The organism is Paenibacillus sp. 05T425 (genome assembly GCF_056396205.1).
Window position 1 is genome coordinate 217,115 of sequence record NZ_JBFTLA010000010.1, and the last position, 25,659, is coordinate 242,773.

The following is a 25,659-nucleotide window of genomic DNA, read 5'->3' on the forward strand; positions in this document are numbered from 1 at the left end:
ACGATTAGGGGAGATGGCAGGTTTGAACGAGAATAATCATGACAAATTAAGTTTAATGCGGCAACTCGACGAGTCGTTTCGCCTCGTTCGAAGACAAATTAATATGGAATGGAATAGCTACAACGTACATGGATTAGGCATCACGCATGGCAGAATGCTCGTTATTCTTGGGCAATGCGGTGCTCTTAAGGCTTCATCGCTGGCTGAACAGCTTGGGATTACGAGCGGCGGAGTAACCGGTATTGCGGATCGGCTGATTGAGCTTGGCTACATCKAGCGCGAGCGGGGCGAGCAGGATCGGCGCGTCGTCATGCTTAAGATTACGGATGAAGGCAAAAAGATGGTTGAATTAATCGACCAAGTTCGCGATAAAATGATGGTTAGGCTGTTCGACGGCATGACGTTAGAGGATATGCAACAGAGCTTGCGTATCTTTCAAATTATGGAGAAGAATATGGAGAAAACGAAGTCTAAGGCCTAGGATGCGATACGGTTGACCTATAGAAAATGTTCTTATCGCATGAAAGCGTATGATTTTGTTACAAATCGATGTATTATTCGACATTTATCACCGTTCGGCCCCGAAATGATGTAGAATAGAGAAGAAATTTGTCGAATTATTAGGATTGACAAATTCCGATAATACAACTAGGATTAAGAGGAATTAGACATCAATTATTTAGGGGAGATTAGGATGAAGAAAACAATCGTACTGGCTCTAGCATTGATTCTGATGGTAGGCTTAGTCGCTGCTTGCGGCGGTAACAAAAACAATAATGCAGGCAACACAACAAATAACGGCGCTGCTGAGGGCAACAACGGTGGCGATAAGAAAGACGCAAAGAAAATTGCGCTCGTATTGCCTGAGAAAATCGGCGTTAACAAGTTTTTCGTATTGATGGATGAAGGCTTCAAAAAAGCGGGCGAGGAATTCGGCGCGGAAGTGAAAACGATCGAGTCGACTGACCCTGCCGGATTCGAGCAAAACCTTCGCGCAACGGTTGCCGAAGATTATGATCTGATTATCACGGCTACGTTCCAAGCAGAAGACGCTCTGAAAAAGGTAGCAACTGAAAATCCGGACAAGCCGTTCGCGATTATCGATACAGTCGTAGACCTTCCTAACGTGCGCAGCGTTAACTTCCGTGAGCACGAGGCTGCTTACTTGATGGGCGCCCTAGCTGGCCTGTCCACAAAAACAAACACTGTAGGCGCTATTGTAGCAATGGATGCACCGTTGCTTGGCAAATACACTTCCGGCTTCGACCAAGGGCTTAAAAGCGTGAACCCGGATGCGCAGTTCCTCGTGAACTACGTAGGCAGCTTCGCTGATCCAGCGAAAGCGAAAGAACTTGCTTTGCTTCAATTCGACAAAGGCGCTGATTACATCGCAGGTATGGCTGCAGTTGGCGACAACGGCGTATTCGAAGCAGCTAAGGAAAAAAGCTTCTTCACTTCCGGTCAAGATACAGACCGTACGGACGAAGATCCTGCGCATGTCGTTCTGTCCCAGTTGAAAGGTACGGACGCGGTTGCTTACGAAACGGTAAAAGCATTCGTAGAAGGAACCTTCGCTTACGGCGCAGCCGACTACGGTTTGAAAGAAGGCGGCGTAGGTCTCACTTACGTAACGAAAGAAACAGCAACTCCGCTTAACAGCTTCATCAGCCAAGAAAATGTCGACAAAGTAAAAGCAATTGCCGAAGACATTATTTCTGGTAAAATCGTAGTTGAGAACCCGCTTACGAAATAATAGCTAATGTCGGCTGCTGACCAGCAGCCGGCTAGTTATCTCCTTCAATAGAACCTACCTCTGCAGCAAATAGAGGCGGTTCTTTTGTTGTGATTAGAGAAGAAAGGAGCTGAACGCCTTAATGCTGCTGCAAATGGACAATATTACAAAATCGTATGGAAGCGTCACGGCCAATAGCGGCGTAAGCTTCAACCTGCAGAAAGGCGAGATCCATGCCCTAATTGGCGAGAACGGTGCCGGCAAAACGACGCTGATGCGTATTTTGTACGGAATGGAGAGCCCGACAAGCGGTGAAATTAGGTTGAACGGGCAAGCCGTTTCATTTGACAGCCCTGCGGCTGCAATCGCGAATAAGATCGGCATGGTTCATCAGCATTTCATGCTTTTCCCCTCGTTCACCATTGCTGAGAACATTGTAATCGGACGAGAGCCGTCGAAGGTCGTAGGCTTCGATCGCAAAACGGCGATTGCCGATGTCGATGCGCTGAGCAAGCGTTACGGGATGCCCGTCGATCCTACGCAAAAGGTGGAGGAGTGCTCGCTGGGCGTTCAGCAGCGCGTCGAAATATTGAAGGTGCTGCATCAAGGCGCGGAAATCATTATTTTGGACGAGCCGACCGGCGTGCTGACTCCGCTTGAGGTTAAGGAGCTATTAATTGCGATTAAGGAGCTTGCCCGTACAGGTAAGAGCTTCATTATTATTAGCCACAAGCTGCAAGAAATTATTGAAGTTGCCGACCGCATTACGGTTCTCCGCGACGGTAAAGTAACCGGTTCGATGAGAGCGGCGGATACGAATGAGGACGAGCTATCGCGTCTCATGGTTGGACGTGAATTAGTGCAGTTAACGCGCAACGAGGCAACTCCCGGCAAGCCGGTATTGGAGGCTCAGAACATCTCCATCCGCGGCTCAAGGACGAAGCCGACGCTTGATGGGATCAGCTTGCAAGTAAAGGAGGGCGAGATTGTCGGTATTGCCGGGATATCCGGAAACGGACAGTCAGAGCTTATTGGAGCGATCGCCGGTCTCGTGAAGATTGATAGCGGCTCGATTAAGCTGCTCGGACAAGAATCGGCTGGAGCACCGGTTCGCACCATTCGCGAGCGGGGTCTTGCCCATATTCCGGAGGACCGTTACCAATGGGGCGTTGCAAAGGATGCAACCGTAACCGAGAACGGGTTGATGGGGCATGCGAATAAGCAGCAGAAGTACGGCTTGCTGCGCGGAGCATCGATCCGCGATATGGTCGCGGAGTGGGTCAAGCGATTCGGGATAAAGACGGGATCGTTGTCGACGAAAGCGCAATATCTATCGGGCGGCAATCTGCAGAAGCTGATCGTTGCGAGAGAGCTGGCGCAGAATACGCCGTTCTTAATCGCTGCCGAACCGACAAGGGGCGTCGATGTCGGCGCAATGGAAATCATTCATGGCGAACTATTGAAGAAACGCGATGAGGGCGGCGCCATATTGCTCGTTTCCTCGGAGCTTACTGAAATATTGAAGCTCTCGGATCGGATCCTTGTTATGTTCGAGGGACGTATTGTCGGGGAGCTTGAAACGCATTCGGCTACGGAAGAGCAGATTAGTTTATTAATGGCGGGAGGGAAGCGGCATGGAAAAGCTGAAACAACTTAGTAGCGGGATGCTCCAGCCGCTCCTGGCGATCATTGTCGGATTGGCAGCTGGTGCCATTGCGATTGCCGTTGTCGGCGGCAACGTGCTTGAGACGTACGGCGAGATGTGGAAAGGGGCTTTCGGAAGCTTCTTCTTCGTGACGAATACGCTGGCGAGAGCAACACCGATCATACTCATCGGTCTTGGCGTAGCGCTCGCATTCCGAGCCGGATTTTTCAATATGGGCTCTGAAGGACAGATGGTGCTCGGCGCGTTAAGTGCTGCGCTAACCGCCATTTATTTGCCCGGTCCGGGCTGGTTGAAGCTGATAGCTGCGCTAATCGCTGGAATTATTTCCGGGGGAATATGGTCTGCGTTCGCGGGCTGGCTGGATGCTAGATTCAGAATGAATTTGCTTATTACGACATTGCTTCTTAATTATATAGCGACCTTGTTCGCCGGTTATATTGTATCTTATCCTCTGAAAGACAAGACGGGTTCAGCAGCTATGGCACAGACGGTCATGATCGAGAACAGCGCCTGGCTGCCGAAGCTGTTCAGCGGCATGAGCTTGCATGCCGGATTCCTATTTGCTTTCGCCGGAGCGCTACTCTTGTACTTCTTCATGAAGTATACGGTGAAGGGCTACGAGATTCGAATGCTTGGCGGCAATCCGTTGTTTGCAGGCTACGGCGGCGTTAATCGCGGCAAACTAATGATGTTCAGTATGTTCGTGAGCGGCGGCTTCGCGGGACTGGCCGGTTCCGTCGAAGTGCTGGGTACTCAATACCGGTATATCGACGGCGCTTTAACGACGCCAAGCTACGCATGGTCGGGCATTATGGCGACGCTGCTCGCAGGCTCTAATCCGATAGGCACGGCAGTCGCTGCTATCCTATTGGCCGCGCTTCAGACAGGCGGCATGGGCATGGAGCGGAATACCGAAGTGCCGCTGGAAGTATCGAGCATTATTCAAGCGGTGCTCATCTTGTTCGTATCGGCGAAATTTACGTATTCCTTCATTAAACGTAAGAAAGCGAGGGGTGACAATGGAACTGTTTGATGTCTCGCTCTTTGCTTCCATGCTTCGGCTGGTAACGCCGATTCTGCTCGCGGCGCTCGGCGGCGCCATCTGTGCCCGTGTCGGACTGTTCAACGTCGGTCTCGAAGGATTGATGCTGACAGGAGCCTTCTCGGCTATCGTCGGCAACTACTATACTGGCAATGTGTGGCTAGCCGTCCTTTTCGCGGTATTGTGCACGGTGATCTTCTCGATGTTGTTCGCGTATATGAGCATTCATCTGAAGGCGAATGCAATCGTTGTCGGTATCTCTCTTAACTTCTTGGCAGCCGGATTAACGACATTCCTGTTGCGTGTTATATTTGATGTGAAGGGCGCTTATTATAACAAGGATATGGTGGGCTTGCCCAAGTGGGATATTCCGTTACTGCGCGATATTCCATGGTTCGGCGATGTGTTGTCTGGCCATACGCCGCTCGTATACTTATCGATCATACTCGTTATCGCGCTTCAGCTGTTCTTTTTCAAGACGGTTACAGGCTTCCGCTTGCTGGCATCCGGCGAAAATCCGACTGCCGCGAGAAGTCTCGGCATTAAGGTTACGCGCATTCAGTATGGTGCGGTGCTGCTGTGCGGAGTGCTCTGCGGTCTTGCCGGAGCTCAGCTATCGCTCGGCAACGTGACGATGTTCACGGAAGGAATGACGGCGGGCAGGGGATTCATCGCGCTCGTCGCGACGATGCTTGGTCAGTCGAATCCGCTAGGCGTAGCGGCGTCCAGCTTGCTGTTCGGTCTTATGGATGCGCTCAGCTTGAGATTGCAGGGCTTCTCGCTGCCGACCCATTTTACGATGATGCTGCCTTATGTGGTAACGATTGTGGCTATGCTCATATTCAAAGACAAAAGCTATATGCAGGAAGCGCGCAAGGCGAACGAAAGCTCGCGATAAGGCGGGCTTACCTGCAAGACAGAGGAGGTACGGGAGATGCATAATAAAGCAGAACGACTGAAGAAGGTGAAAGCGGTCAAGCAAGCCGCCGTAGCGCCTGAGATCGCGCATCGCGTGCCGCCGGGCCAGACCGTTACGGAACGATTCCCGATTCTGCATGAAGGCGATGTGCCTGAATACGATCTAAGCACATGGTCGCTTCGTGTATTCGGCGAGGTCGAAGAGGAGCGCAGCTTCAGCTTTGACGATCTGCTCGCGTTGCCGCAAACGTCGCAGGTGAACGATATTCACTGCGTGACGCGTTGGTCCAAGCTCGATACGGAGTGGGAAGGCGTGCGATTCATCGATTTGCTGCCGCTGCTCGGCGTGAAGCCGGAGGCGAAGTACGTGATGATTCATGCAGACGAAGACTATGATACGAACTTGCCGCTTGAAGACATGATGCGTGAGGACGTGCTGCTTGCTCATCGCTTTGACGGTGAGCCGTTAACCGACAAGCATGGCTGGCCGATGAGGCTTCTTGTGCCTCACTTGTATTTCTGGAAGAGCGCCAAATGGATTCGCGGAATTGAGTTCATGAAGGAAGACCGCCCGGGCTTCTGGGAACGCAACGGCTTCCATAACTACGCCGACCCGTTCCAAGAGCAACGGTTCACGAGCGAAGAGGACGAAATGCCCGAAGACGAATGGATGAAGAAGGAGTTTGATTAATACATGTCTACTATGTTGCCTATATTGCAAGTAAATCCGGAAGACTTGCCGGAGTACGCGATCGTATGCGGCGATCCTCGCCGCGCGGAGCTTATATCGCGCAAGCTGACGAATGCGAAGGAGCTGGCGTTCGCGCGCGAATATCGTACGTTCGTGGGCGAATACGAAGGCGTTGCGCTGGCTGTCGTCAGCCATGGCGTTGGCTCGCCTGGGGCAGCAGTATGCTTCGAGGAGTTGATCCGCGGCGGCGTGAAGACGTTAATCCGCGTTGGTACGGCGGGCTCGTATTCGGCTGACCATCCGGCGGGAAGCTTGATTGTCAGCACGGCTGCCGTGCGTGCGGAAGGACTTACGCATCAACTCGTACCTGACGGCTTCCCAGCCGTTGCCGACAGCGACATCGTTGCGGCGCTATACGAATCCGCGTTGGAGAGCGAAGGCATCGTGAAGAAAGGCATTACGGTAACATTGGATGTGTTCTTCTCCGGCGTCGTCGATGTTCCGCACAAGCAATACAAAGCCGCAGGCGTGCTTGCCGTAGAGATGGAGATTGCGGCATTGTATGTGGTTGCATCTTTGCGGGGCGCAAGAGCGGGCGCGATTCTTGCCTTGGACGGCTACGCCGACTCCGATCTGGCGGGCGAATACGATCCGCATACCGATGTTGTCGCGAATGCAGTAGAGCGCGAGATGGATACGGCGCTTAAGGCGATCGTGAAGCTGGCTTCTGCTTAGCAGAAGGCGATCGACGCGAGAGCATAATATGCAATTATTACATTTGTTAGAATAACTGGAGTAACTCCCTCTATTTCAGAAGAATGGTTCATATTCTGAGGAATAGCTGGAATTTCTCCAGTTATTTTTGCTACGGAGGCTCTTATTGAGCGGACATTGTTCAGGTTACGGTTACTATGCACACGGATTTTTGCGGCTATGTCAATCTTTCGACAGGTTTGATATGCTAGGGGGACTAGGAAAGACAGGGGGAAACGGTTGTGAGCGGCGCGCTATTCAAGTCGGACTGGCTGGATCAAAATGTTCATCCGCATGTATATGCTTATTACTTTAAGGAGTGGTCGAACTATACGATGAACGATCATCGGCATGATTCGATCGAGATCATGTATGTGATATCGGGTCAGTGCCGAATTGAGCTCGCGGCTACAACACGCCGTCCGGAGCGTTCCTTCTCGCTGAAGAAAAACGAGTTCATCATTCTAGACGCGAACGAGCCGCATCGGCTCATCGTGGACGAACGCGGCCCATGCCGAATGCTGAACGTGGAATTCGATATGCGCGAGAAGGAAACGGCGTTTCCTTCGATCCGGCAGCTTGCCTCCGAGGATGAGGATGTGAACCTCTTGGTTGCGCAGCCATCGTCTTATTTGGTGCTGCGCGATACGAATGATCTATATCCCGTGCTGAAAAATCTCGTTCTCGAGCTCGATAATCGGGAGAAGTCCAGCCGCGTGCGGACGCAGCTGCTTTTTGCCCAATTGATTATGACGATTGCACGTATCTATAGCGACGATCTGAAGCAGGGAGCGAATGCGGCAGATCTCTATGTGAAGCAGGCTACGGAGTACATGCATCATCATTATGATCAGGATATTCAGGTGAAGGACATTGCAGCCGCTGTCAATCTGCACCCCGGCTACCTGCATCGTCTATTCACGGCGAATACGGGCAAGACGATTACGGTGTACTTGACGGAGCTGCGGATGGAGAAGGCGAAGATGCTGCTGCGCCAGACCGACATTGCTATAGCCGATATATGCGATTACGTGGGAGCGCAGAGCCGACAATATTTTCATGCGATGTTCAAGAAGTATACGAATCAAACGCCGATTGCTTACCGCAACTCGTTCAATACGCATAACATGGACGGTTGGAGAAAACCCGAAGGATTAGGAAAGTGACGATTTCTGACAGGTTGCCGCTTAGGTAGTCACAATATTGATAACGCTTCCGATTCATCGTTGCTACAATGAAGTTGAGCTTGAACAACGATAGTTGATTATGAATCGGAGGGAAAACATATGTCATCATTCAAAATCGCTTTTATCGGAGCCGGCAGCATCGGCTTCACGAGGGGTTTGCTGCGCGACCTGCTTGCCGTGCCGGAGTTTCAAAGCATTGACGTCGCTTTTACCGATATTAACGCACATAATCTGGGCATGGTTACGGAGCTGTGCCAGCGCGACATTAACGAGAACGGTTTATCGATTCAAATTAAATCGACGACGGATCGCCGGGAGGCGCTTAAGGATGCAAAATACATTATTTGTACGATTCGCGTCGGGGGACTTGAAGCTTTCGCTACGGATGTGGACATCCCGCTGAAGTATGGCGTCGATCAATGCGTGGGTGATACGCTGAGCGCTGGCGGCATTATGTACGGTCAACGCGGCATCGCCGAAATGCTGAATATATGCAAGGATATCCGCGAGGTTGCCGCTTCTGATGCGCTGCTGTTGAATTATGCGAACCCGATGGCAATGATGACGTGGGCTTGCAATAAGTATGGAGGCGTACGTACGATTGGTCTGTGCCACGGCGTGCAGGGCGGCCACTGGCAGATAGCTGAAGCATTCGGACTGAAGCAAGAAGAAGTCGACATTATTTGCGCGGGCATCAACCACCAAACGTGGTATATCCAAATCAAACATAATGGCGAGGATCTAACTGGCAAGCTGCTTGAGGCGTTCGAAGCGCATCCGGATTTCAGCCGCACGGAGAAGGTTCGCATTGATATGCTGCGCCGCTTCGGCTATTACAGTACCGAATCGAACGGACATTTGAGCGAATATGTGCCTTGGTATCGGAAGCGTCCAGAGGAAATCATGGATTGGATTGATCTCGGTTCATGGATTAACGGCGAGACTGGCGGTTACCTGCGCGTATGCACGGAAGGGCGCAATTGGTTCGAGACCGACTTCCCGAACTGGATGAAGGATCCGGCAAATGAATTCAAGAGCGAGCTTCGCAGTCATGAGCATGGCTCATACATTATTGAGGGGCTCGAGACGGGTCGAGTCTATCGCGGACACTTCAATGTCGAGAATAAGGGTGTCATTGCGAACTTGCCTAATGATGCGATTATTGAAGCTCCCGGTTACGTTGACCGCAACGGCATCTCGATGCCGACAGTCGGCGACCTGCCGCTAGGCCCGGCAGCCGTATGCAATGTGAGCATATCCGTACAGCGTTTGGCTGTTGAAGCAGCTGTTCATGGCGACGATAAGCTGCTGCGCCAAGCGTTCATGATGGATCCGCTTGTCGGAGCCGTGTGCAATCCGAAGGAAATTTGGCAAATGGTCGATGAAATGCTGGTGGCACAGGAGCAATGGCTGCCGCAATATTCGGATTCTATCGCTGCTGCGAAGAAGCGTCTGGCGGAAGGTCCATTGCTGCCGACGAAGGATTATGCAGGTGCGGCTCGCTTGAAGGTGAAGACGGTTGAGGAAATGCAGCAGGATCGTGATGCTGCGAACAAAAACGCCGGCGAGTCCGATAAAGGCAAAGAGCGCGCCAGCGTCTAGCACGCTCTAGTCCCTTATTAGCCCAAACGAGGCGCATATTGCAGCTCAATGGGGAAGAGTACGGCATTGTCCGGACTCCATTTGGGCGGACCGTATTTCTTAATATAACCGAGCTTGTTCAGATCGCTTGCTGCGGATTGCTCTCTGTCCATCTCACGGAACAGCTCCCAGCAGGCGATTACGTCGTTCAGGGCACGATGCCCGCCGATGAGCGGAATGCCGTATTTGTCGCACATATCCTTGAGCGTATGCGGATAGTGATGGCGCATACGGCTCATCGTCAGCGTATCGATAAACGAATTGCGGAACGAACGGCCGGCGATTCGCATCAGCGAATGGTGAAGGAACCCGAGGTCGAACAGTGCATTATGGGCAATCAGCACATTGTCGCCGATCATTCGGTTCAGGATGCGGAACGCCGTATCCTCGTCCATGCCCCCGGCGGTCATCTTGTCCGTGATGCCCGTCAGCTCAGTAATCTTCGGCGACAATTTGCCGTCGAACGTAACAAGCGTGCTGAATTCGCTGGCGATCTCGCCGCCCACGCAACGGATGGCAGCGATCTCGATGACGCGATCCTTAGCCGGATCAAGTCCGCTAGTTTCAAAGTCGATAACCGTATAGTTAAGTGCATTATTCATTGCTTGAATCACCACATTTTCATCATATAATAAGTTCGGAAGGTTAACCTGTTACGATAAAATATTCGACAACGTTCGTTAGATCCCTTTCAAAACAAACAAAAAAACGCCTCATTCCGCTCAGAAGAGCTGAAGAATGAGGCGTTCTTTATTTCTCGTATGGATGCTTAGTGGTTGTTGCCGGATGCGTTTCCTTTTTTGTCGGACGATTTCGTTGTCGTGTTTTTGGCGCCATGGCCTTGCTGTTTGGACATGTCTGTTCACCTCCTATCGATGGGATCAGGTTAGTATGCGATGGGATTATAGCAGGCTATACTTCAAAGCTGGGCCGTTTCATCGAAGTTTGCGGTTTTCAAGCAGGGAATGGGCGTTTAATTAGAAGAACTACCGAATAAGAAGGAGGAAACAGGTTGCTGCGTTGCGATTATCCGATGATAACCTGCTTTTTCACGAAGAGAGCGCTTTCGCAGGGCGATGCCGACCCACAATCCTATGTTAGAATGGACGCAAAGACATAAAAAATACAAAAAATGATGACGGTTAATCGGGGGATGCAGCAAATGGCAGGGACGAGCACGAGTTTGAGTACCAGGTTAAGGTCAATATGGGGGTTTGCGAAGAAAGAGCAGCTGCCGCCGGAACGAAGACTGAGCAAGGATGCAGTCACCGCGTTAATCATTCATAGCTGCTTTCAATTTGGCGCTTCGATGTCGGGGCTGTTTCTTAATCTGTATTTATGGCGGCTAACGCAGGATTTGACGGTCAACGGCATCTATAACATCGTCGTCTTCTTGCTGACACCGCCTACATTCGCGCTTGGCGGGTGGCTGTCGAAACGTCGCGACCGGATGGTTACTTATCGTCTCGGTATTGTCCTCATCGCATTATTCTACTTGATGGTCGTTATAGCTCAAGAGCAAGTTGCTCAGTACTACATAATGTTCGCTATCTTTAACGGTATAGCTGCTGGTCTGTATTGGACCGGCTACCTCGTCATTCAATATGATGTGTCGACAGATGCGAATCGTATCCGGTTTCTTGCTATCAACATGGTCGTGTTCAATTCTGCAGGGCTTGCCGGACCAGCGCTTGCGGGATTCATTATTCAGAGGAGCGAAGGGTTGCAAGGCTACATCTTCATCTTCATGCTCGCGTTCATCATGTTCGTCATTGCCGCTATTGTCAGCTTCCGCATCCCGATGATGCGAAATCATCACAAGGCGTATTATTTGAAGTTCATGGGGCTTGTGATGAGCAAAAATAGACAGTGGCTGAAGGCGTTATACAGCTTCCTCGTGCTCGGTTTGTTCCAAGGCATCATGCTGTTTCTTCCCAATATTATGTTGTTCCAAACCGTAGGCCGTGAGGATTGGGTCGGTTATCTGGGTGTATTCTTCTCGTCGCTGACGGTTGCGACCGGATATGTCATTTCGAGGATGGCACAGAAGGAGCATGTTCGCAAATATGTGATGCTGTCTACAACGGGAGTCGTGATCGGTTCGGCGCTGCTGCTGGTGCAAATGGAGTTTTGGTCGGTAGCTGTATTCATGATCCTTTTCTCGATCTGTAATCCACTGGCTGTCAACACGCTTACCTCGTATTATTATCGATTAATCGGTACGCTGCCGCTCAAAGGTCAGCTTCGCGTCGAGTCGGTCGTCATGCGCGAGCTGTTCCTAAATGTTGGCCGTGTTGTGTCCATCACGCTGCTCATCTGGCTAGCCACTGATCTAGAGTCGGCATGGATGCCTATTGTGCTGTTCACCATGGCAGTGCTGCAATACGTGCTTGTGCTGCTGATCAAAGAGAAGCAGGAAGCGGCAAAGGAGAACTGAGAAATGAAAGTTGTGCTGGCATTTGATTCGTTCAAGGGCAGCTTAAGCTCGGAGGCGGCAGGAAGGACGGCGGCTCAAGCGATCCGTTCGTTATTTCCGGATGCCGAGTGCGACGTTATTTCTCTAGCCGATGGAGGAGAAGGGACGGTCGCCGCAGTGGTCGAGGCAGCCGGCGGTTCCTATGCATCGCTGCAAGTAACGGGCCCTTTAGGAGAAGCGGCGACTGCTGTAATCGGACTCATTCATGATGATATAGTCGAAGGACCGACGGCCGTGCTGGAGGTAGCTTCGATATGCGGCCTAACGATGGTACCGGAAGGGGACAGAGATCCTTATCGTACAAGCTCTCAAGGAGTAGGCGATGCCATTATTCAATTGCTAGATCGAGGGATTCGAAGTTTTGTTGTAGGACTTGGAGGGAGCGCGACGAATGACGGCGGAATGGGCATGTTGGCTGCGCTCGGAGCAGAGTTTAAAGATAGCTCAGGCAATCGGCTTCGCGGGAGCGGGGGCGACCTGGCGTCTATCGCATCGATTGAATGGTCAGGAATAGATTCTCGGCTTATGGAGAGCGAGATCAAAATAGCGACCGATGTGAGCAATCCGTTATGCGGTTCTACTGGCGCAACGATGGTGTACAGCAAGCAAAAAGGCGCAACGCCTGAGCAGCAGGCTAGTCTTGAACAGGCGATGGAGACGTATGCCGATTACATTGAAGGGGCAGCCGGATCCTCCTGGCGGCTCATTCCCGGGGCAGGAGCGGCAGGCGGTCTTGGCTTTGCGTTTCTCTCGCTCGGCGGAGAAGTTGTCTCCGGCGCAGGCTGGTTGATCGATGCCGTATCGCTCAGAGAACGAATACGAGACGCTGATTGGGTCATAACAGGCGAAGGACGCAGCGACAAACAGACGGTATACGGCAAGCTGCCGATTCAAGTAGCGACTGCGGCGTCAGAGACAGGAACGAAGTGCATGCTTCTGTCCGGCAGTCTCGGCGATCAGATGGAAGAGCTGGAAGAAAAATTCGATGGCTGCTTCTCTATCGTCAACGCGCCTGCCTCCTTGGAAGCTTGCATGGAGCAGGCGGAGGAGCTGCTGGAACAGGCAGTCCGACAGTTGTTCAGGCTTCTGCGCGCAGCTCGTTAGGTGGCTTGGTTGTCCCTATATAAAAAAATAAAACGCTTGACTTTTGATAGGAATTAGACGGCTCTTGACACCCCTGTGTTATATTGAAAAAAGTTATTTCATGCTTTAGCTCAATAGACAGGCACAGGAGGTTTATCATGTTTCAACACAGCAGTCAAAGATACGAAGGGGTAGACTTTAGCTCACAGGATTTAAAGTATGGGGAGTTGATCAGTTGTACCTTTAATCGTTGCTCGTTTGCAAACGGTTCGCTTGAGGAAATTACTTCGAGCAACTGTCGGTTTATTGAATGCGATTTTCGCGGGGCTATGCTTAATGGCTCGATACATAAAGAATCGGCGTTCGAGAACTGCAGCTTTAATGGAGCGAATCTATTTGTCTCGAAATTTGATAAATGCAAAATGACGGGTTCGGATTTTTCTGGCTCATCCATGGATGGGATAACTATATTTCAAGGCGATTGGTCCTATACGAACTTAAGATACACAAGACTAGTCAAGCAGGATCTGCGAGGAATTAAATTTTTTGAAGCGGACTTATCTGGAGCTAATCTGGAAAAAGCGGATCTGAGAGACAGCGATCTGACAATGGCTTTGCTGGCGAAAGCAAACGTACAAGGGGCTGACTTAAGAGGAGCGAATATGGAAGGTGTCGATTTTAAAACCTTTTCCATCACCGGGATGAGGATGGATAAGGAGCAAGCTGTATTGTTTTCTATATCGCATGGAGCTAAGGTGGTGTAGCCATTGGAGCACGAGAATACGATTTCTATGCTTGTTAACGATTTAAAACAGGTAAACGGCGTGAAAGCTATCGTTCTTGGCGGTTCAAGAGCGAGGGGCAGCCATCATGCCCAATCGGATATCGATATTGGCTTATATTACGATTCCAGCAGTGAACTGGATATTCAAAAGCTGCAACAGGTTGCCGCTCATCTGGATGACGCCGGCAGGCCGCATTTAGTTACCGAAATCGGCGGATGGGGGCCATGGATTAATGGTGGCGGTTGGCTGGTTGTTAATCAATATCCGGTCGATATTATATATCGCGATCTGAATAAAGTGCGTGCCGTCATGAAGCAATGTCTCTCAGGCGACATTACCGCCGACTATCAGCCGGGGCATCCGCACGGATTTATGAATTCGATTTATTTCGCCGAGGTCGCATTATGTAAAGTGTTATGGGATCCATCTGGCATAATTGGAGAAATGAAAACTAAGACGGTTCCCTATCCAGCTGAATTGAAAAACGCAACGATTCAGAAGTTTTTGTGGGAAGCATCATTTGCGCATGATACAGGCAGAAAAGGCATCTATAAAACAGATCTAGCCTACATCGCTGGATGTGTATTTCGGTCAGTATCCTGTTTGAATCAAGTTTTGTTCGCAGTGAACGAATGTTACTTGATGAACGAAAAAGGAGCGGTTGCCATTGCGGATTCCTTCCGAGTCGCACCAAGGCAGTACGCCAAAAGAGTAAATGATATAGTCAGTTTGGTTGCAGAGGATCACGCACAATTGGAGAAGTCCTTCAGCGAGCTGCATGACTTGATTGAAGAAACAAAGTCATTATTATGAGTATGTCACTTGGCGTTTTTTTTGCCTATGCTACCAACCATCCACAACTCCCGCAGGAACATTTCTTAGCTCGGGTCTTCCAATAATCTTCGCAAGCGGTAAGCGTTCATTGCCGATTCGCCAAGCTCCTCGAGAATGGTGTAATTCGCCCATGCGCCTGCTACAGCTCCGATCCCCGGCACCATCTGCAGCATTTTTCGAAAATCGATAGCGTCGCGGTATTCCTTTTGGAACGTCTCCCAGTCCATATGCTTGGAGTACTCGTTATCCGAGAACCACAGCTCCTTCTCCTTATCCCAATGCTTAATCGAATCTAATAGCATGGCACGTTGATCGGGTCCGGAGAACGCCAGTTGGAACACTTTAAGAATGAACACCCGCTCGGGAAAATGTTTCGTATCAAATCCGTAGACATGAGCCAGTTCAAACAGAAATTTCATCTTGATTGCGATTAACGCAGGGAAGTCCACGATATTAAGCATAATGCCGCCTGCCCCTGTACCGGCGCCTTCGGCAGTCGCGATTTTTTGGTATAGGGAAAGCAAACGCTTCGCCTCTTGATCGGCGAGTTCAAGATGGAGAGTCTGCTGCACCGGCCTTTGAGGCGTATATTCCGCTCCGAACAGCGCTGTACGGACGATCGACTTGATGGTTGTCGTAATGACATCGTGCACCTTAGGTGGAATCAAGTCGTTAATTCGCTTACCGATCGTCTTCGATGTTCTCTCCAACCATCCCGGCGCTTTGAATAACTTCTGCTCCCATGCTGTGATTTCGTCGTACACTTTCTGTTCGTAATTCAATGCTGATCGCTCCTTCAAACTAATTTGCCTATATTGTACCGGAGAACGCCGCGAATCGGAACGGCCTGCAGCCGGTGGCGGAACCCGACAAAAGTCGTGGAATTGAGGGTTGAAAAAAGCCCATCAGCTCACAGTAATGGAGTTGACGGGCTATTCGTATCGATTAATTGACTCCCTAAAAAAGCCATGGATACATAATAGTCTATAAAAAAATTCAACAGAAGTCTATTACTTTTTTAGCATAAATTGTATGGTATTAAAGCGGCCGCGGTTAACTAGCATGTTAACTAGCATTTTACTAAGAAATTGAAGGGAGAAGACCTGCATGATATCGCTTAGAAAAATCACGTTGGATAACCGACGTGCCATATTTAACCTTGAAGTAACGGAAGATCAACGGCGCTTCGTTGCGTCCAATTTGTCGAGCGCGGCTTCGTGTTACGTCCTAGCAACCAATGGGGGACATCCTTTTCCATTTGCCATTTACGAGGATGAACAGCCGGTCGGTTTTGTTATGATAACTTATAGAATTACCGGATATGAGCTTCCGTCAATCGGAGACGACAGCTATTGCATCCTGCGACTGATGATTGACAAGCAGCACCAGAAGAGGGGCTACGGTCGGGAAGCGATGCACAAAATATTGGAATTTATCCGTACCTTTCCGGCAGGGCCGGCACGGTATTGCTGGATTTCTCATAAGGCGGATAACGTGACTGCCGGCAAGCTTTATGAAAGCTTCGGCTTTCGAGATAGCGGGGAAATCATTAATGACGAGTTAATAACTGTATTGTCACTTTGATTGACTATTAAATCTGTTTAKGGGATCGTATATGGATTATACGAAATGGTACAAGGAAGTTTTAAAGCATTATTATTTTGTTGACCCGATCGTAGAATGGATTCGGCATAATGAAAACATCACTTACAAGGTACGCAATATCGGTTCAGCGAAAACGTATTTGTTGCGTATTCATAAGCCGATTACCACAAACATGCAGGGTCTACAGAACACAAACGAGGCTATTCAATCGGAATTAGAGATTCTATTGGCGTGGTCGTCTCATTCCCAATTACCCGTTCAAATTCCTGTTCCAAATGTGCATGGCAAGCTGGTTACAACCGTTTGGATTGAAAATGAAGAAGTGCACTGTTCAATCTTAGAATGGATTGATGGGGAAACCATGTCCAAGAACGATTTGGAAAGTGAAGAGAGGGTTAATACCCTTGGGAAAGAAATTGCATTATTGCATCGATTTTCACAGAGTTATCAACTCGCTTCAAGTTTTACAAGACCCGAATATGGGCTAGAGTGGACAGAAACGATGCTAAGCAAATTGCGATCAGGCGAGGAAATCGGTATTATCTCTACTAAACATTTTCATATTGTTGAAAATACGTTTTCGTTGATTAACGAAAGGTTGAAAGTGATGAGCAACAAGAATGAGACTTGGGGATTCATCCATGCCGACATTAACTATAGTAACTTAATCCTCTCTGCAAAGGGCATTTCATTCATTGACTTTGGTTTATCGGGGTTTGGATATTACGCAATGGATGTCGCTATGGGTGCACTATTGACGAAGAAAGAGTTGCGAGATACTTTACTTGCCAGCTATACAAACCTCATTCCCGGAAAAATAGATATCGAGCAACTAGAGGGCTTTATGTTTTTGGCGATAGCTGCATATTACGCTTTTCTGGTAAGTAATAAGGATCAACATACGTGGATACGCGATAAAATGCCGGGTTTGATTGAACATTTTTGCAATCCTTTCCTAAACGGCAAAACGGTTTTTTACAAGATTTGATTTATTCGAATGTTGGCTGTTTCTATGTGCGTCGTGAACAATAATTTACGGGAGTTTAGCTTTGAAAGAATTGAACGAAACAAAACCCCTCATAGACTGGAACATAAGCCATCCAAAAGGAATGTCGAACAATCCGAACAAAGAATGAGAATGGCAACAGAAAACCATAGGTTAAATTCATTTGATGGAGAAATTGCTATAAAGAACTATATGAAGATCAACAATACCAAGTTAGCCCCAGTAGAGGTAGCCAGTAGGATTAAAGAAGAGTTTAGTTTATAAGTATTACTACGTTAAGCGGCAGTCTGTCACTTTATTTTCTGTTCCATGACTGCCGCTTTATCAAGTATGGTCACGCTGCTTCCACAGGTTGCCTCATTGTTGGACCAAACCTCCGACCAAATCATCAAAGCGCCAAGAAATCTCATGTCCGTGGAGATGCAGTCCCCCAAACCATTCGTCGATCCCCTGGACGGCGATACGATCCTTTGATCCGCTCAGTACCGCATTGCCCAACGCAGTCAGAGTTACTTGGCGGTTTAGAAAGTCGGGTATTCTCCTTACATCAATGCCGCTCTCGGCCCCTTCAATAACGAGCAAAGGATGCTCGCCTTGCATCAAAGCGCGAATTACTTTCCAGTATTCGATATCGCCCATGCCGAGCACATGAAGGGAATCCGTTACAAGACGGAACAATTCTAGCGGAGTACTAACTCCGTTACGAACGGCCTGAATCGTGGTCTGTTCCACAATGCCAAGACCATTCCGCTTAGAAGGCAACCGCTTGAGATGCGCTGTGAAGGCATCATAAGCATATGGAAGGCCCGATCCGGCCAGCTCTGCTTTCTTATTAGTCAACAATGTGGAAAGTTGAAGAGGGTCAGGTGATGCATATGCTTGCCAAAGCTCGCTTCCGAGCTCCAATTCATGCCGACCAATAGCTCGCCATTTCCCGGATAATGTCTGAAGCTGTGCCGGGGTTAGCTGTCCAAGACCATAAAACCGTTCGATTCCCGGGTACTCTCCAATACATAGCAGACTCAGCTTTGTGCGGTCGAGGTTCTGTCCTTTGAACCAGTGTAGTAGATAGGCGAGCATACTCTGGTCAAACAGATCGTGTTCAAACCATAATACGACTTCATCGTACTTGATATATTCACGAAGGTTCTGCTCTTGTTCCTCACAGCTCTTTATATAATCGCTGGCCGGAATGTCCATCGTTTCTTGAAGGACACGGGCACGCATTGCCCGTTCATTTGCCCCTACTGGATTCGTAAATATCGGACCTGCAGGATATACCTCTCTCCATACAAGCACATCTCCCTGAACAACTCCCTGCTTCAGCTTATCACCAACAACATCTCCGTTAACGATATGCAGCATGTCCAATCCTCCTTGGTAATAAATATTTGATCAAAGCGTCAAACTGCCCTCTCCTTGGTAACAAGTTGGGGGCTGTTTGACGCTCCCCTATTCTGATATTTTGCAACAACCCAATCAATAAAGAAGCCTGCGGCCAGTAAGATAAGAAACACATTCGGGTAACCATATCGGTTGAAGGCGACGAAAGGAACATAGATCACGGTAAAATATGCAAATGAAAGCAGTATAAATAAATAGGGAATACTCTTTTGTCGGAAGGCTCGCAAAAACATAATCAGCATACCGGCTGCTCCAAGCAGCATGAATACGACATGATAAACACCAGTGATCCATATATTTATACCAAATATCGTTTTCCAATAATAGGGGGAAGCATATAATCCAAAAACTTTATCAATCGTATACCATTTCAAATATTTCAAAGGCTGATTCTTGAAGCCGAAAATGACCATTTTTTGGGCCGTTTCGGCCAAAACAGCATCTGAGCCAACAAAGATATGATCACTGTTGCCCTCATACTCCGGATGAGCGTCGATGAAGGCTTTTGAAGGCGCCCCGTAGTCAATAAGTGCACCTAATAGAATCGGATTGCCTGCGGACTGAGTGAATGGAATGAATTTATCAAACGTGATGTAGTTCCTAACCCACCATGGAGATAGAAGTAGGATCATCGTTAGTGAAACTACTGCCGTATGCTTCACTATCTTTTTCCAGGATAGCCTCTGCACAAGCCATAAAACGAACCAAACAGCTGGGAAAAGCACCGTATGCGGTTTGAAATAACAAGCTAGTCCAACTATAAAGGCCGCGATAACGTAATGCTTCGTTTGCTGGCTTCTTAAGGCGAGAAGGCTGAAGCAAATAAGCAATAGGATAAGGGTACGGAATATGGACTCCGATAAAATGACGCCGGAAGAAAAATAGTCGGGTAAATAAAGTGCTGTTGCAATACTGGAAATAATAGCTGCTCTACTATTAAACAGCTGATTTGCTGTTATAAAAACGAAATAGACTGATAAAGCCTGCAAGGCTGCTTGCAGGACTCGGAATGCGATTATCGCTTCATCTCCTTGTCCGAAGATAAGCATGAGAACGGCCAATACGACCGGCATTCCCGGCATGATGTATGTTGACGGCTTCTCTCCGCTGTTATAAGTAATCGTATGCGTATCCAATAAAATCTTAGCGCTATTTATATATTTGACGTCGTCATTATTCATTTTCTCATAAGACCCTATTAGAAAATGATCGCCATAAAAAAGAACAGATGCGGTGCTTATCAAGAAAACGAGAATAATGGTAACGAATAATGTATTACGAATAGGGCTGCTTACATGATTAAGGTTAAACAGAGCTTACACACCTTTCTCTTACAAATTCGACAGGTACAGGATTTCCTTTATACTATAATAGAATCATGCTTGGAATGGAAATGGCATCAAATGCGACTTATAGGAGGAGTAAAGATGAAGATAGACTTAGCAACTGAGTCAGACTATGCATATATACGAGAACGTGACCTTTACATTTCAGAAAGCTTAATACGGTCAAAAATAAAGGGGAATGAAATATACATATTGCGGAATGAAGACGATAACGATATCGGATGGATGAGGTATGGTTATTTTTGGGACAACACTCCTTTTATGAACCTGATCTGGGTCGACGAACCCTATCGAGGCAAGGGTGCAGGTAAACAAGTTGTCCTTTTCTGGGAAGAGCAAATGAACCAAAAGGGCTTCAAATTGTTAATGACATCGACTCAATCGGATGAAGGTGCTCAACACTTTTATAGAAAATTAGGCTATAAAGATGCAGGATGCTTAGTACTAGATACGCAACCTATGGAAATACTGCTTACTAAGAAGTTAAGCTAGGCTGTTTTTGTGAAATAACACTGACATACAGTTGTCAGGTTTACCGTTGTATGATGAATACATAAGTAACAGCGAAAACCGGAGGTGATTGAAATAAAGGATCATTGTTTGAGATTTTACGACTATCACGTTTGGGCCAATAAAATAATCTTTAATCGATTAAAAGAGCTTCCGCAGCACCTGTACAATCAGGAAATTCAAAGCGTGTTTTCGTCGGTGTCGAAGGTCATGGCACATATCTACAAGGTGGATTGCGGTTGGCTTGACATCTTGATGGGTAAAAGTATGAATGATGCGATGAAAGATTCTTATGAAATCGAAGCGGATGCAGAAGCTAGAAGCCTTGAGGAACTGGAAGCCATGTATGACGATTTGTCCGTGAGATTCAGAGCGTGTATTGACGAGCATCCGGATATTGAGAAAGAAGTTGTCTTGGATAATCCTTACGCTGGAATTTTGAATACCAGATATTCAGAATTCATTATCCAAGTAGTGAATCATGGTACGTACCACCGAGGCAATCTGTCGGCTATTCTTCGTCAACTGGGCTCGTCCTCTGTTATGACGGAATATGGACTTTTTATGTACCAGGATGAATTAATTCCAAGTATGTCACCAGTTCATGCCAATTAGGGAAATAACAAAAGGGAGATGTTGATATGTATAAACACATTGAGGATTTTGCCGCAACTTGGCGGAATGAAACGGCAGCAACATTGCGGACGCTGGAGACGTTAACGGATCTGTCTCTTGGTCAACAGATCACTAGCGAACATCGAACGCTTGGACGTCTTGCTTGGCACCTTGTACAAACATTGCACGAAATGCCAACTCGGGCTGGGTTGTCTTTCGAAGGCCCAGGTGAAGAAGAGCCGGTGCCAGCGTCGGCAGCATTTATTGCGGCGGTCTATAAGCGGACCTCACAAGCGCTTCTTGATGCTGTACAGACCAGCTGGAAGGATGAGAATCTGCTTGTTATGAGCGAGATGTACGGCGATMAATGGCCGAACGGCTTGGTGCTGGATGTCCTCATCAAGCATGAGATTCATCATCGCGGTCAAATGACGGTCTTGATGCGTCAGGCAGGTCTTCGAGTCCCGGATCTCTATGGCCCGACGAAAGAGCAGTGGGCCGAATTTGGAGCGCCGGCTCCGGTCATATAGAGTAAGATTAAATCTCGCTTTGGCCGTTAGGCTGAAGCGGGATTTTTAAGTTTTTATTAGGAATGATATCATTGCATTTATTAAGGTGAAAGCATTGAAAAAAGGTTGACACCGTATAGTTCGGTTTAAACTGTCCATTCCCTTTTACTTTGTAACAGCTCTTTGTACGATTAATAGATAGACCACAATGGCTAGGCTATCGATACATGCACAACAGATATAAACCGTTACGCTAACAGGATACGATGAGAAGGGGAATGACGGATGGCAACAATTGATGATTTTATGAAACTCGATATACGTGTTGGAACTATTACTCAAGCGGAGTTTTTTGAGGAAGCAAGAATACCCGCAATTAAACTTCAAATTGATTTTGGGCCCGATATCGGAATTAAATCGTCAAGTGCACAAATAACAAAACGATATAAGTCGGAGGACCTTATAGGGAATCAAATAATAGGTATAGTCAACTTTCCGGCTCGACGCATAGCGGGTTTCAAATCAGAAGTATTAGTTATTGGCGGAATACCGGAAAAGGGCGATGTGGTTTTATTGAAACCAGATAGTACCTTGCCTAACGGAACTCCTATTGGCTAATTTAGAGAAATCAATGTGTAAAGCCATAGAACTTGTTTTCAAGGAGGTAAAACATGGAATACCCTTCACCGATTGAAGAGGCGTTAAAGGTGAAACGTAGGCCTAAAGATACTATAGCGGCGCGTCGTCGTCATTCCGTTGGTCTTAAATCGGACGGAACGGTGATGGCTGTAGGCGATAATAAATATGGCCAATGTGAAGTAAGCGGCTGGCGCGATATTGTGGCGGTTGACGCTGGTAATGTTCATATGGCGACGAACACGGGTAATGCTCATACAATCGGTCTTACGTCTGACGGAACGGTGATGGCAGTGGGTTGGAATAAGCATAACCAATGCGATGTAAAGGACTGGCGGGATATTGTAGCAGTTGCGGCGGCTTGGCGACGTACCGTTGGGCTGATGTCGGATGGCACGTGACGGAACGGTGGTTGCTGTGGGCGATAATGAATATGGCCAATGCGATGTAAGCGGCTGGAGTGGAATCCAACTGCCGTTGAGCTGACCGTCAGCGGTATAGTTGAAAAAGGAACTTAAATTTAAATCTCGAATATCTAGTGTATTCGGATATCTAATTTGATGACAGACAGGAGTTGGAGATAATGATAAAAGGTTTCGGAGGAGTATTTTGGAGAACTAACAATCTTGAAGGCACAAAAAAATGGTACAGTGAAGTGTTGAAGATTGAAATAGATAATTGGAATGGGACTGTGATAAAACCCGAATTAGGAAATGAGACTATCTTTTCTTTCTATACCGAGAATGACAGTTATTTTCCAACAGAACAACAAGTGATGTTAAATTTCCAAGTACATAATCTAGACGAGGTTATTAAGCATCTTGAGCATATTGGTGTACCTCTCGCAAAGAAACAAGAGATTAGTGAATTTGGAAAGTTTATTTGGATTGAAGACCCTGACGGTCGGCTGGTCGAGCTTTGGGAGAAATAACGAGCTGTAATCAATTGCTATTGAGCTAGAGCAGATCACAACGGTGGTCTGCTTTTTCATAAGCTGCACCACGTTTGAAGGAGGAAGAAAGATATGACCATTAATTATATCGTTCAACGAGCGGAACGAATTGCATGCGATTTTCTTAAAGAACGAGCGAAAACATCATATCTTATCATTGATAAAGGCATTGTAAATCAGGTTTGCGTAGTTGAGACATTGAGCTGTAAAGTCGTTGTCCGCATGAACGATATAGGAACATATTCAAGCTATGTGAAAGAGCGATGGTGTATCGAACAGTCTGCTGCGGTCGGCATTCCAGGACCTGAGGTGCTGTCTATTGGTATAACAGACGACGCTGCGTATATGATTCAAACCTTCGTAGATGGAGACAACGGGCTAGACAGTTCGGTTCCCAAATCTAGTATTTGGAGACAGCTTGGCGAATATGCCAAACGTATTCATTCCATTCGGGTCAAGGGATACGGGGAAAATCTGATTGATCCCGTCCATGGTGAGTTTCAATCACCTCCTCATGCAGGATCGAATGGCAGTTGGTTAGGGTATGTGCAGTATAATATCAATAGTTTGACGGAACTCGATCCATTGATTGGACTGGGAGTAATCTCTCCTATGGAATCGCAGAGAGTGCGTAAACTGTTTGAACATATGAAGCAAAGAACGTACCGCTTCGGTTTAATCCATGGAGATATCTCATTGAAGAATACGATTGTCACTCAGGCAGGACAAGTGATATTAATAGATTGGGGCTGCGCTGTAGTAAGCACGGTACCGCATGGAGAAATTACATATCTCATGCAGCGCTATATACAAAGCGAAGGCCCAAATAATGAGGAATTCAAAGCATTTATAGACGGCTACGGTATAAGTGAAAAGGACCTTGATGATTCTAGACATATACTGCTATTAAGTGCTTTCGATAAGCTCAGGTGGGCCATTGACCGAAGTCCGGACCTGATCGAACCCTATGCTGCGTACGCGAAAAAAGCGGTTAAGTTGAAACGTTTGTAACGGATAGAATCAGCAGTTGCCCTTGCAGTTGTTGTAGATTGCTTCCGCTTCACGCAAGCATTCTATCGCAGGCCTGCCCCTGAGCCTGCAAGCAATGATGTATTGAGTTTCTGTAATCCGGCATAAAGGAATTCTTAAACGGTTGTGAAATGCATTTTGTAAAATTCGATTTACAGAACACGGAGGGGATCCCAGACCTCATTCAAGGGATGCTTGAACGGGCAGTTCATCCCGAGCTAGAGTCAATAACCTTAATCAATAACGCAGCTCAAGTCACGCCATTAGGTTCAATAGATTGTTGTTCACCGGAAGAAACGATAAGACATGTAAAAACAAACGTATTAGCTCCGATCTTGTTAACCCAAGCTTTAATAACGCAGACCGAGCAATGGGCGATTCAAAGAGTCATCGTAAACATCTCTTCGGGTTCAGCAAAGCAAGCGGCAGCTGGCATGAGCGTGTACTGTGCCTCGAAAGCTGCATTAAATATGTTCACATTATGTATACAGCTGGAAGGCTATACGTCGATCCAGGTATGGTTGACACCGATATGCAGGCAGAGGCAAGGAACGAAGAAGGATTCGCCTTATCGGCTTTTTTTAGGGAAGCTAAAGAACAAGGTTCTTTGAAGTCTGCCGCGGATGCTGCGAAAAAATAGTTAAAAGGGTCTTAACGTAAATTATTAATTCCTAAAATGGAGGGAACTCATGAGAGCAAATAAGCTTCGACCGTTTATTCCATCAGGCAAAGATTATATCCTTGTACAACATTTTTTTGAAGATCTTGGTTTTGAGAAAATCTACTCCGACGACGGATTATGTATCTTTCGAATAGGGGAACAGGAATTTTTTCTGCAAAACTTCCATAATCAAGAGTTCCAAGAGAATTACATGTTAGAACTGGTCGTTGAGGATTTAGATGGTTGGTGGTCACACATCCAAACCATTATTTTATCGAAGAAGTATCCGGTAAAGGCAAATGAACCCAAAATGTATCCTTGGGGGAAACGCGAGATCAACCTTATAGATCCCGCTGGCGTTTGCTGGCATATTTCGGAAGAAGTTAAATAGGTTATTGGATGCCAGTTCATACTGCTTTCAAACGAAAGGACACCTTATCGGTGTCCTTTCATGTTTGTGTTCAGCATTACATTCATCACATTACGGTCCAGGATTCAATTGGTAAGTGAAGGAAGTAGTCAGGCCTGATTGTGATAAAGGGTCTACTGCATTATAAGAGATGATTGTCTTTGGCGTT

The 25,659-nt window shown here is 47.6% G+C and carries 27 protein-coding genes and 1 pseudogene; 24 read left to right on the forward strand and 4 right to left on the reverse strand.

The features are described 5' to 3' along the window. Positions 1-22 precede the first annotated feature (22 nt). The 9 genes from AC1DF0_RS22875 (at position 23) to melA (ending at position 9,591) form a co-directional block, all read left to right on the forward strand. Positions 23-481, forward strand: coding sequence for a MarR family winged helix-turn-helix transcriptional regulator (locus AC1DF0_RS22875; RefSeq protein ID WP_477575409.1), 459 nt, complete (start codon positions 23-25; stop codon positions 479-481). A 213-nt stretch (positions 482-694) separates the two neighbouring features. Next, positions 695-1,753 carry a BMP family lipoprotein gene (locus AC1DF0_RS22880; protein ID WP_477575410.1) on the forward strand — a complete coding sequence of 353 codons (1,059 nt, stop codon included), beginning with the start codon at positions 695-697 and terminating at the stop codon, positions 1,751-1,753. Between the two features lie 121 nt (positions 1,754-1,874). Further along, complete coding sequence (locus AC1DF0_RS22885; protein ID WP_477575411.1) at positions 1,875-3,389, forward strand: ABC transporter ATP-binding protein; 1,515 nt, start codon at positions 1,875-1,877, stop codon at positions 3,387-3,389. Then, the gene (locus AC1DF0_RS22890; protein ID WP_337099441.1) at positions 3,367-4,431 is read left to right on the forward strand and encodes an ABC transporter permease; all 1,065 of its coding nucleotides are present in this window, start codon (positions 3,367-3,369) and stop codon (positions 4,429-4,431) included. The genes AC1DF0_RS22885 and AC1DF0_RS22890 overlap by 23 nt, the downstream gene beginning before the upstream one ends. Further along, positions 4,418-5,338, forward strand: a complete 921-nt coding sequence (locus tag AC1DF0_RS22895; protein WP_477575412.1) for an ABC transporter permease — start codon at positions 4,418-4,420, stop codon at positions 5,336-5,338. Before AC1DF0_RS22890 ends, AC1DF0_RS22895 begins: the two co-directional genes overlap by 14 nt. A 36-nt stretch (positions 5,339-5,374) precedes the next feature. Beyond that, on the forward strand, positions 5,375-6,049 hold the full coding sequence (locus AC1DF0_RS22900) for a sulfite oxidase-like oxidoreductase (protein ID WP_477575413.1): 675 nt from the start codon (positions 5,375-5,377) through the stop codon (positions 6,047-6,049). A 3-nt stretch (positions 6,050-6,052) separates the two neighbouring features. Beyond that, the gene (locus tag AC1DF0_RS22905) at positions 6,053-6,784 is read left to right on the forward strand and encodes a nucleoside phosphorylase (RefSeq protein WP_477575414.1); all 732 of its coding nucleotides are present in this window, start codon (positions 6,053-6,055) and stop codon (positions 6,782-6,784) included. Positions 6,785-7,044: 260 nt separating this feature from the next. Beyond that, positions 7,045-7,968 (forward strand): AraC family transcriptional regulator, encoded by a 924-nt coding sequence (locus AC1DF0_RS22910; protein ID WP_477575415.1) that lies wholly within the window; start codon positions 7,045-7,047, stop codon positions 7,966-7,968. A gap of 120 nt (positions 7,969-8,088) precedes the next feature. Continuing rightward, entirely contained in the window at positions 8,089-9,591 is a 1,503-nt protein-coding gene (gene melA, locus AC1DF0_RS22915) for an alpha-galactosidase (RefSeq protein ID WP_477575416.1), read from the forward strand. A gap of 17 nt (positions 9,592-9,608) precedes the next feature. Here melA and AC1DF0_RS22920 read toward each other — a convergent pair whose 3' ends face one another. Then, complete coding sequence (locus AC1DF0_RS22920; protein WP_337099434.1) at positions 9,609-10,232, reverse strand: 3'-5' exonuclease; 624 nt, start codon at positions 10,230-10,232, stop codon at positions 9,609-9,611. Positions 10,233-10,813: 581 nt separating this feature from the next. On the opposite strand from AC1DF0_RS22920, the gene AC1DF0_RS22925 reads away from it, so the two are divergent. The 4 genes from AC1DF0_RS22925 to AC1DF0_RS22940 all read left to right on the forward strand — a co-directional run bounded on the left by AC1DF0_RS22925 (position 10,814) and on the right by AC1DF0_RS22940 (position 14,787). Beyond that, on the forward strand, positions 10,814-12,067 hold the full coding sequence (locus tag AC1DF0_RS22925; protein WP_477575417.1) for an MFS transporter: 1,254 nt from the start codon (positions 10,814-10,816) through the stop codon (positions 12,065-12,067). Between the two features lie 3 nt (positions 12,068-12,070). Further along, positions 12,071-13,210: a glycerate kinase gene (locus AC1DF0_RS22930; protein WP_477575418.1), complete on the forward strand. Its 1,140-nt coding sequence runs from the start codon at positions 12,071-12,073 to the stop codon at positions 13,208-13,210. Positions 13,211-13,347: 137 nt separating this feature from the next. After that, positions 13,348-13,953, forward strand: a complete 606-nt coding sequence (locus AC1DF0_RS22935; RefSeq protein ID WP_442048998.1) for a pentapeptide repeat-containing protein — start codon at positions 13,348-13,350, stop codon at positions 13,951-13,953. 3 nt (positions 13,954-13,956) lie between these two features. Next, complete coding sequence (locus AC1DF0_RS22940) at positions 13,957-14,787, forward strand: nucleotidyltransferase domain-containing protein (RefSeq protein WP_442048999.1); 831 nt, start codon at positions 13,957-13,959, stop codon at positions 14,785-14,787. Positions 14,788-14,852: 65 nt separating this feature from the next. Here the strand turns inward: AC1DF0_RS22940 and AC1DF0_RS22945 are convergent, their stop codons facing one another. After that, complete coding sequence (locus AC1DF0_RS22945) at positions 14,853-15,590, reverse strand: EcsC family protein (protein ID WP_442049000.1); 738 nt, start codon at positions 15,588-15,590, stop codon at positions 14,853-14,855. 325 nt (positions 15,591-15,915) lie between these two features. Between AC1DF0_RS22945 and AC1DF0_RS22950 the strand changes: the two genes are divergently transcribed. Then, complete coding sequence (locus tag AC1DF0_RS22950) at positions 15,916-16,392, forward strand: GNAT family N-acetyltransferase (RefSeq protein ID WP_442049001.1); 477 nt, start codon at positions 15,916-15,918, stop codon at positions 16,390-16,392. Positions 16,393-16,423: 31 nt separating this feature from the next. Further along, complete coding sequence (locus AC1DF0_RS22955) at positions 16,424-17,401, forward strand: phosphotransferase enzyme family protein (protein WP_442049002.1); 978 nt, start codon at positions 16,424-16,426, stop codon at positions 17,399-17,401. A gap of 375 nt (positions 17,402-17,776) precedes the next feature. On the opposite strand, the gene AC1DF0_RS22960 is transcribed toward AC1DF0_RS22955, so the two are convergent. Both AC1DF0_RS22960 and AC1DF0_RS22965 read right to left on the reverse strand, forming a co-directional pair. Beyond that, entirely contained in the window at positions 17,777-18,784 is a 1,008-nt protein-coding gene (locus AC1DF0_RS22960) for a DUF1835 domain-containing protein (RefSeq protein ID WP_442049003.1), read from the reverse strand. A 38-nt stretch (positions 18,785-18,822) separates the two neighbouring features. Then, entirely contained in the window at positions 18,823-20,004 is a 1,182-nt protein-coding gene (locus AC1DF0_RS22965) for a glycosyltransferase family 39 protein (protein ID WP_477575419.1), read from the reverse strand. Positions 20,005-20,250: 246 nt separating this feature from the next. On the opposite strand from AC1DF0_RS22965, the gene AC1DF0_RS22970 reads away from it, so the two are divergent. From AC1DF0_RS22970 to AC1DF0_RS23010, 9 genes and pseudogenes are all read left to right on the forward strand, one after another. After that, positions 20,251-20,661, forward strand: coding sequence for a GNAT family N-acetyltransferase (locus AC1DF0_RS22970; protein WP_442049005.1), 411 nt, complete (start codon positions 20,251-20,253; stop codon positions 20,659-20,661). Between the two features lie 84 nt (positions 20,662-20,745). Beyond that, on the forward strand, positions 20,746-21,294 hold the full coding sequence (locus tag AC1DF0_RS22975) for a DinB family protein (RefSeq protein ID WP_477575420.1): 549 nt from the start codon (positions 20,746-20,748) through the stop codon (positions 21,292-21,294). Between the two features lie 26 nt (positions 21,295-21,320). Further along, on the forward strand, positions 21,321-21,824 hold the full coding sequence (locus AC1DF0_RS22980) for a DinB family protein (RefSeq protein WP_477575421.1): 504 nt from the start codon (positions 21,321-21,323) through the stop codon (positions 21,822-21,824). Positions 21,825-22,088: 264 nt separating this feature from the next. Further along, the gene (gene csaA, locus AC1DF0_RS22985) at positions 22,089-22,421 is read left to right on the forward strand and encodes a chaperone CsaA (protein ID WP_442049008.1); all 333 of its coding nucleotides are present in this window, start codon (positions 22,089-22,091) and stop codon (positions 22,419-22,421) included. A gap of 53 nt (positions 22,422-22,474) precedes the next feature. Continuing rightward, positions 22,475-22,907 (forward strand): annotated as a pseudogene (locus tag AC1DF0_RS22990) (chromosome condensation regulator); the annotation flags it as partial. Positions 22,908-23,022: 115 nt separating this feature from the next. After that, positions 23,023-23,370 carry a VOC family protein gene (locus tag AC1DF0_RS22995; protein ID WP_477575422.1) on the forward strand — a complete coding sequence of 116 codons (348 nt, stop codon included), beginning with the start codon at positions 23,023-23,025 and terminating at the stop codon, positions 23,368-23,370. 93 nt (positions 23,371-23,463) lie between these two features. Further along, the gene (locus AC1DF0_RS23000; protein ID WP_477575423.1) at positions 23,464-24,402 is read left to right on the forward strand and encodes a phosphotransferase family protein; all 939 of its coding nucleotides are present in this window, start codon (positions 23,464-23,466) and stop codon (positions 24,400-24,402) included. Positions 24,403-24,551: 149 nt separating this feature from the next. Continuing rightward, on the forward strand, positions 24,552-25,031 hold the full coding sequence (locus AC1DF0_RS23005; RefSeq protein ID WP_477575424.1) for an SDR family NAD(P)-dependent oxidoreductase: 480 nt from the start codon (positions 24,552-24,554) through the stop codon (positions 25,029-25,031). A gap of 78 nt (positions 25,032-25,109) precedes the next feature. Continuing rightward, positions 25,110-25,472, forward strand: a complete 363-nt coding sequence (locus AC1DF0_RS23010) for a VOC family protein (RefSeq protein ID WP_477575425.1) — start codon at positions 25,110-25,112, stop codon at positions 25,470-25,472. Positions 25,473-25,659 lie beyond the last annotated feature (187 nt).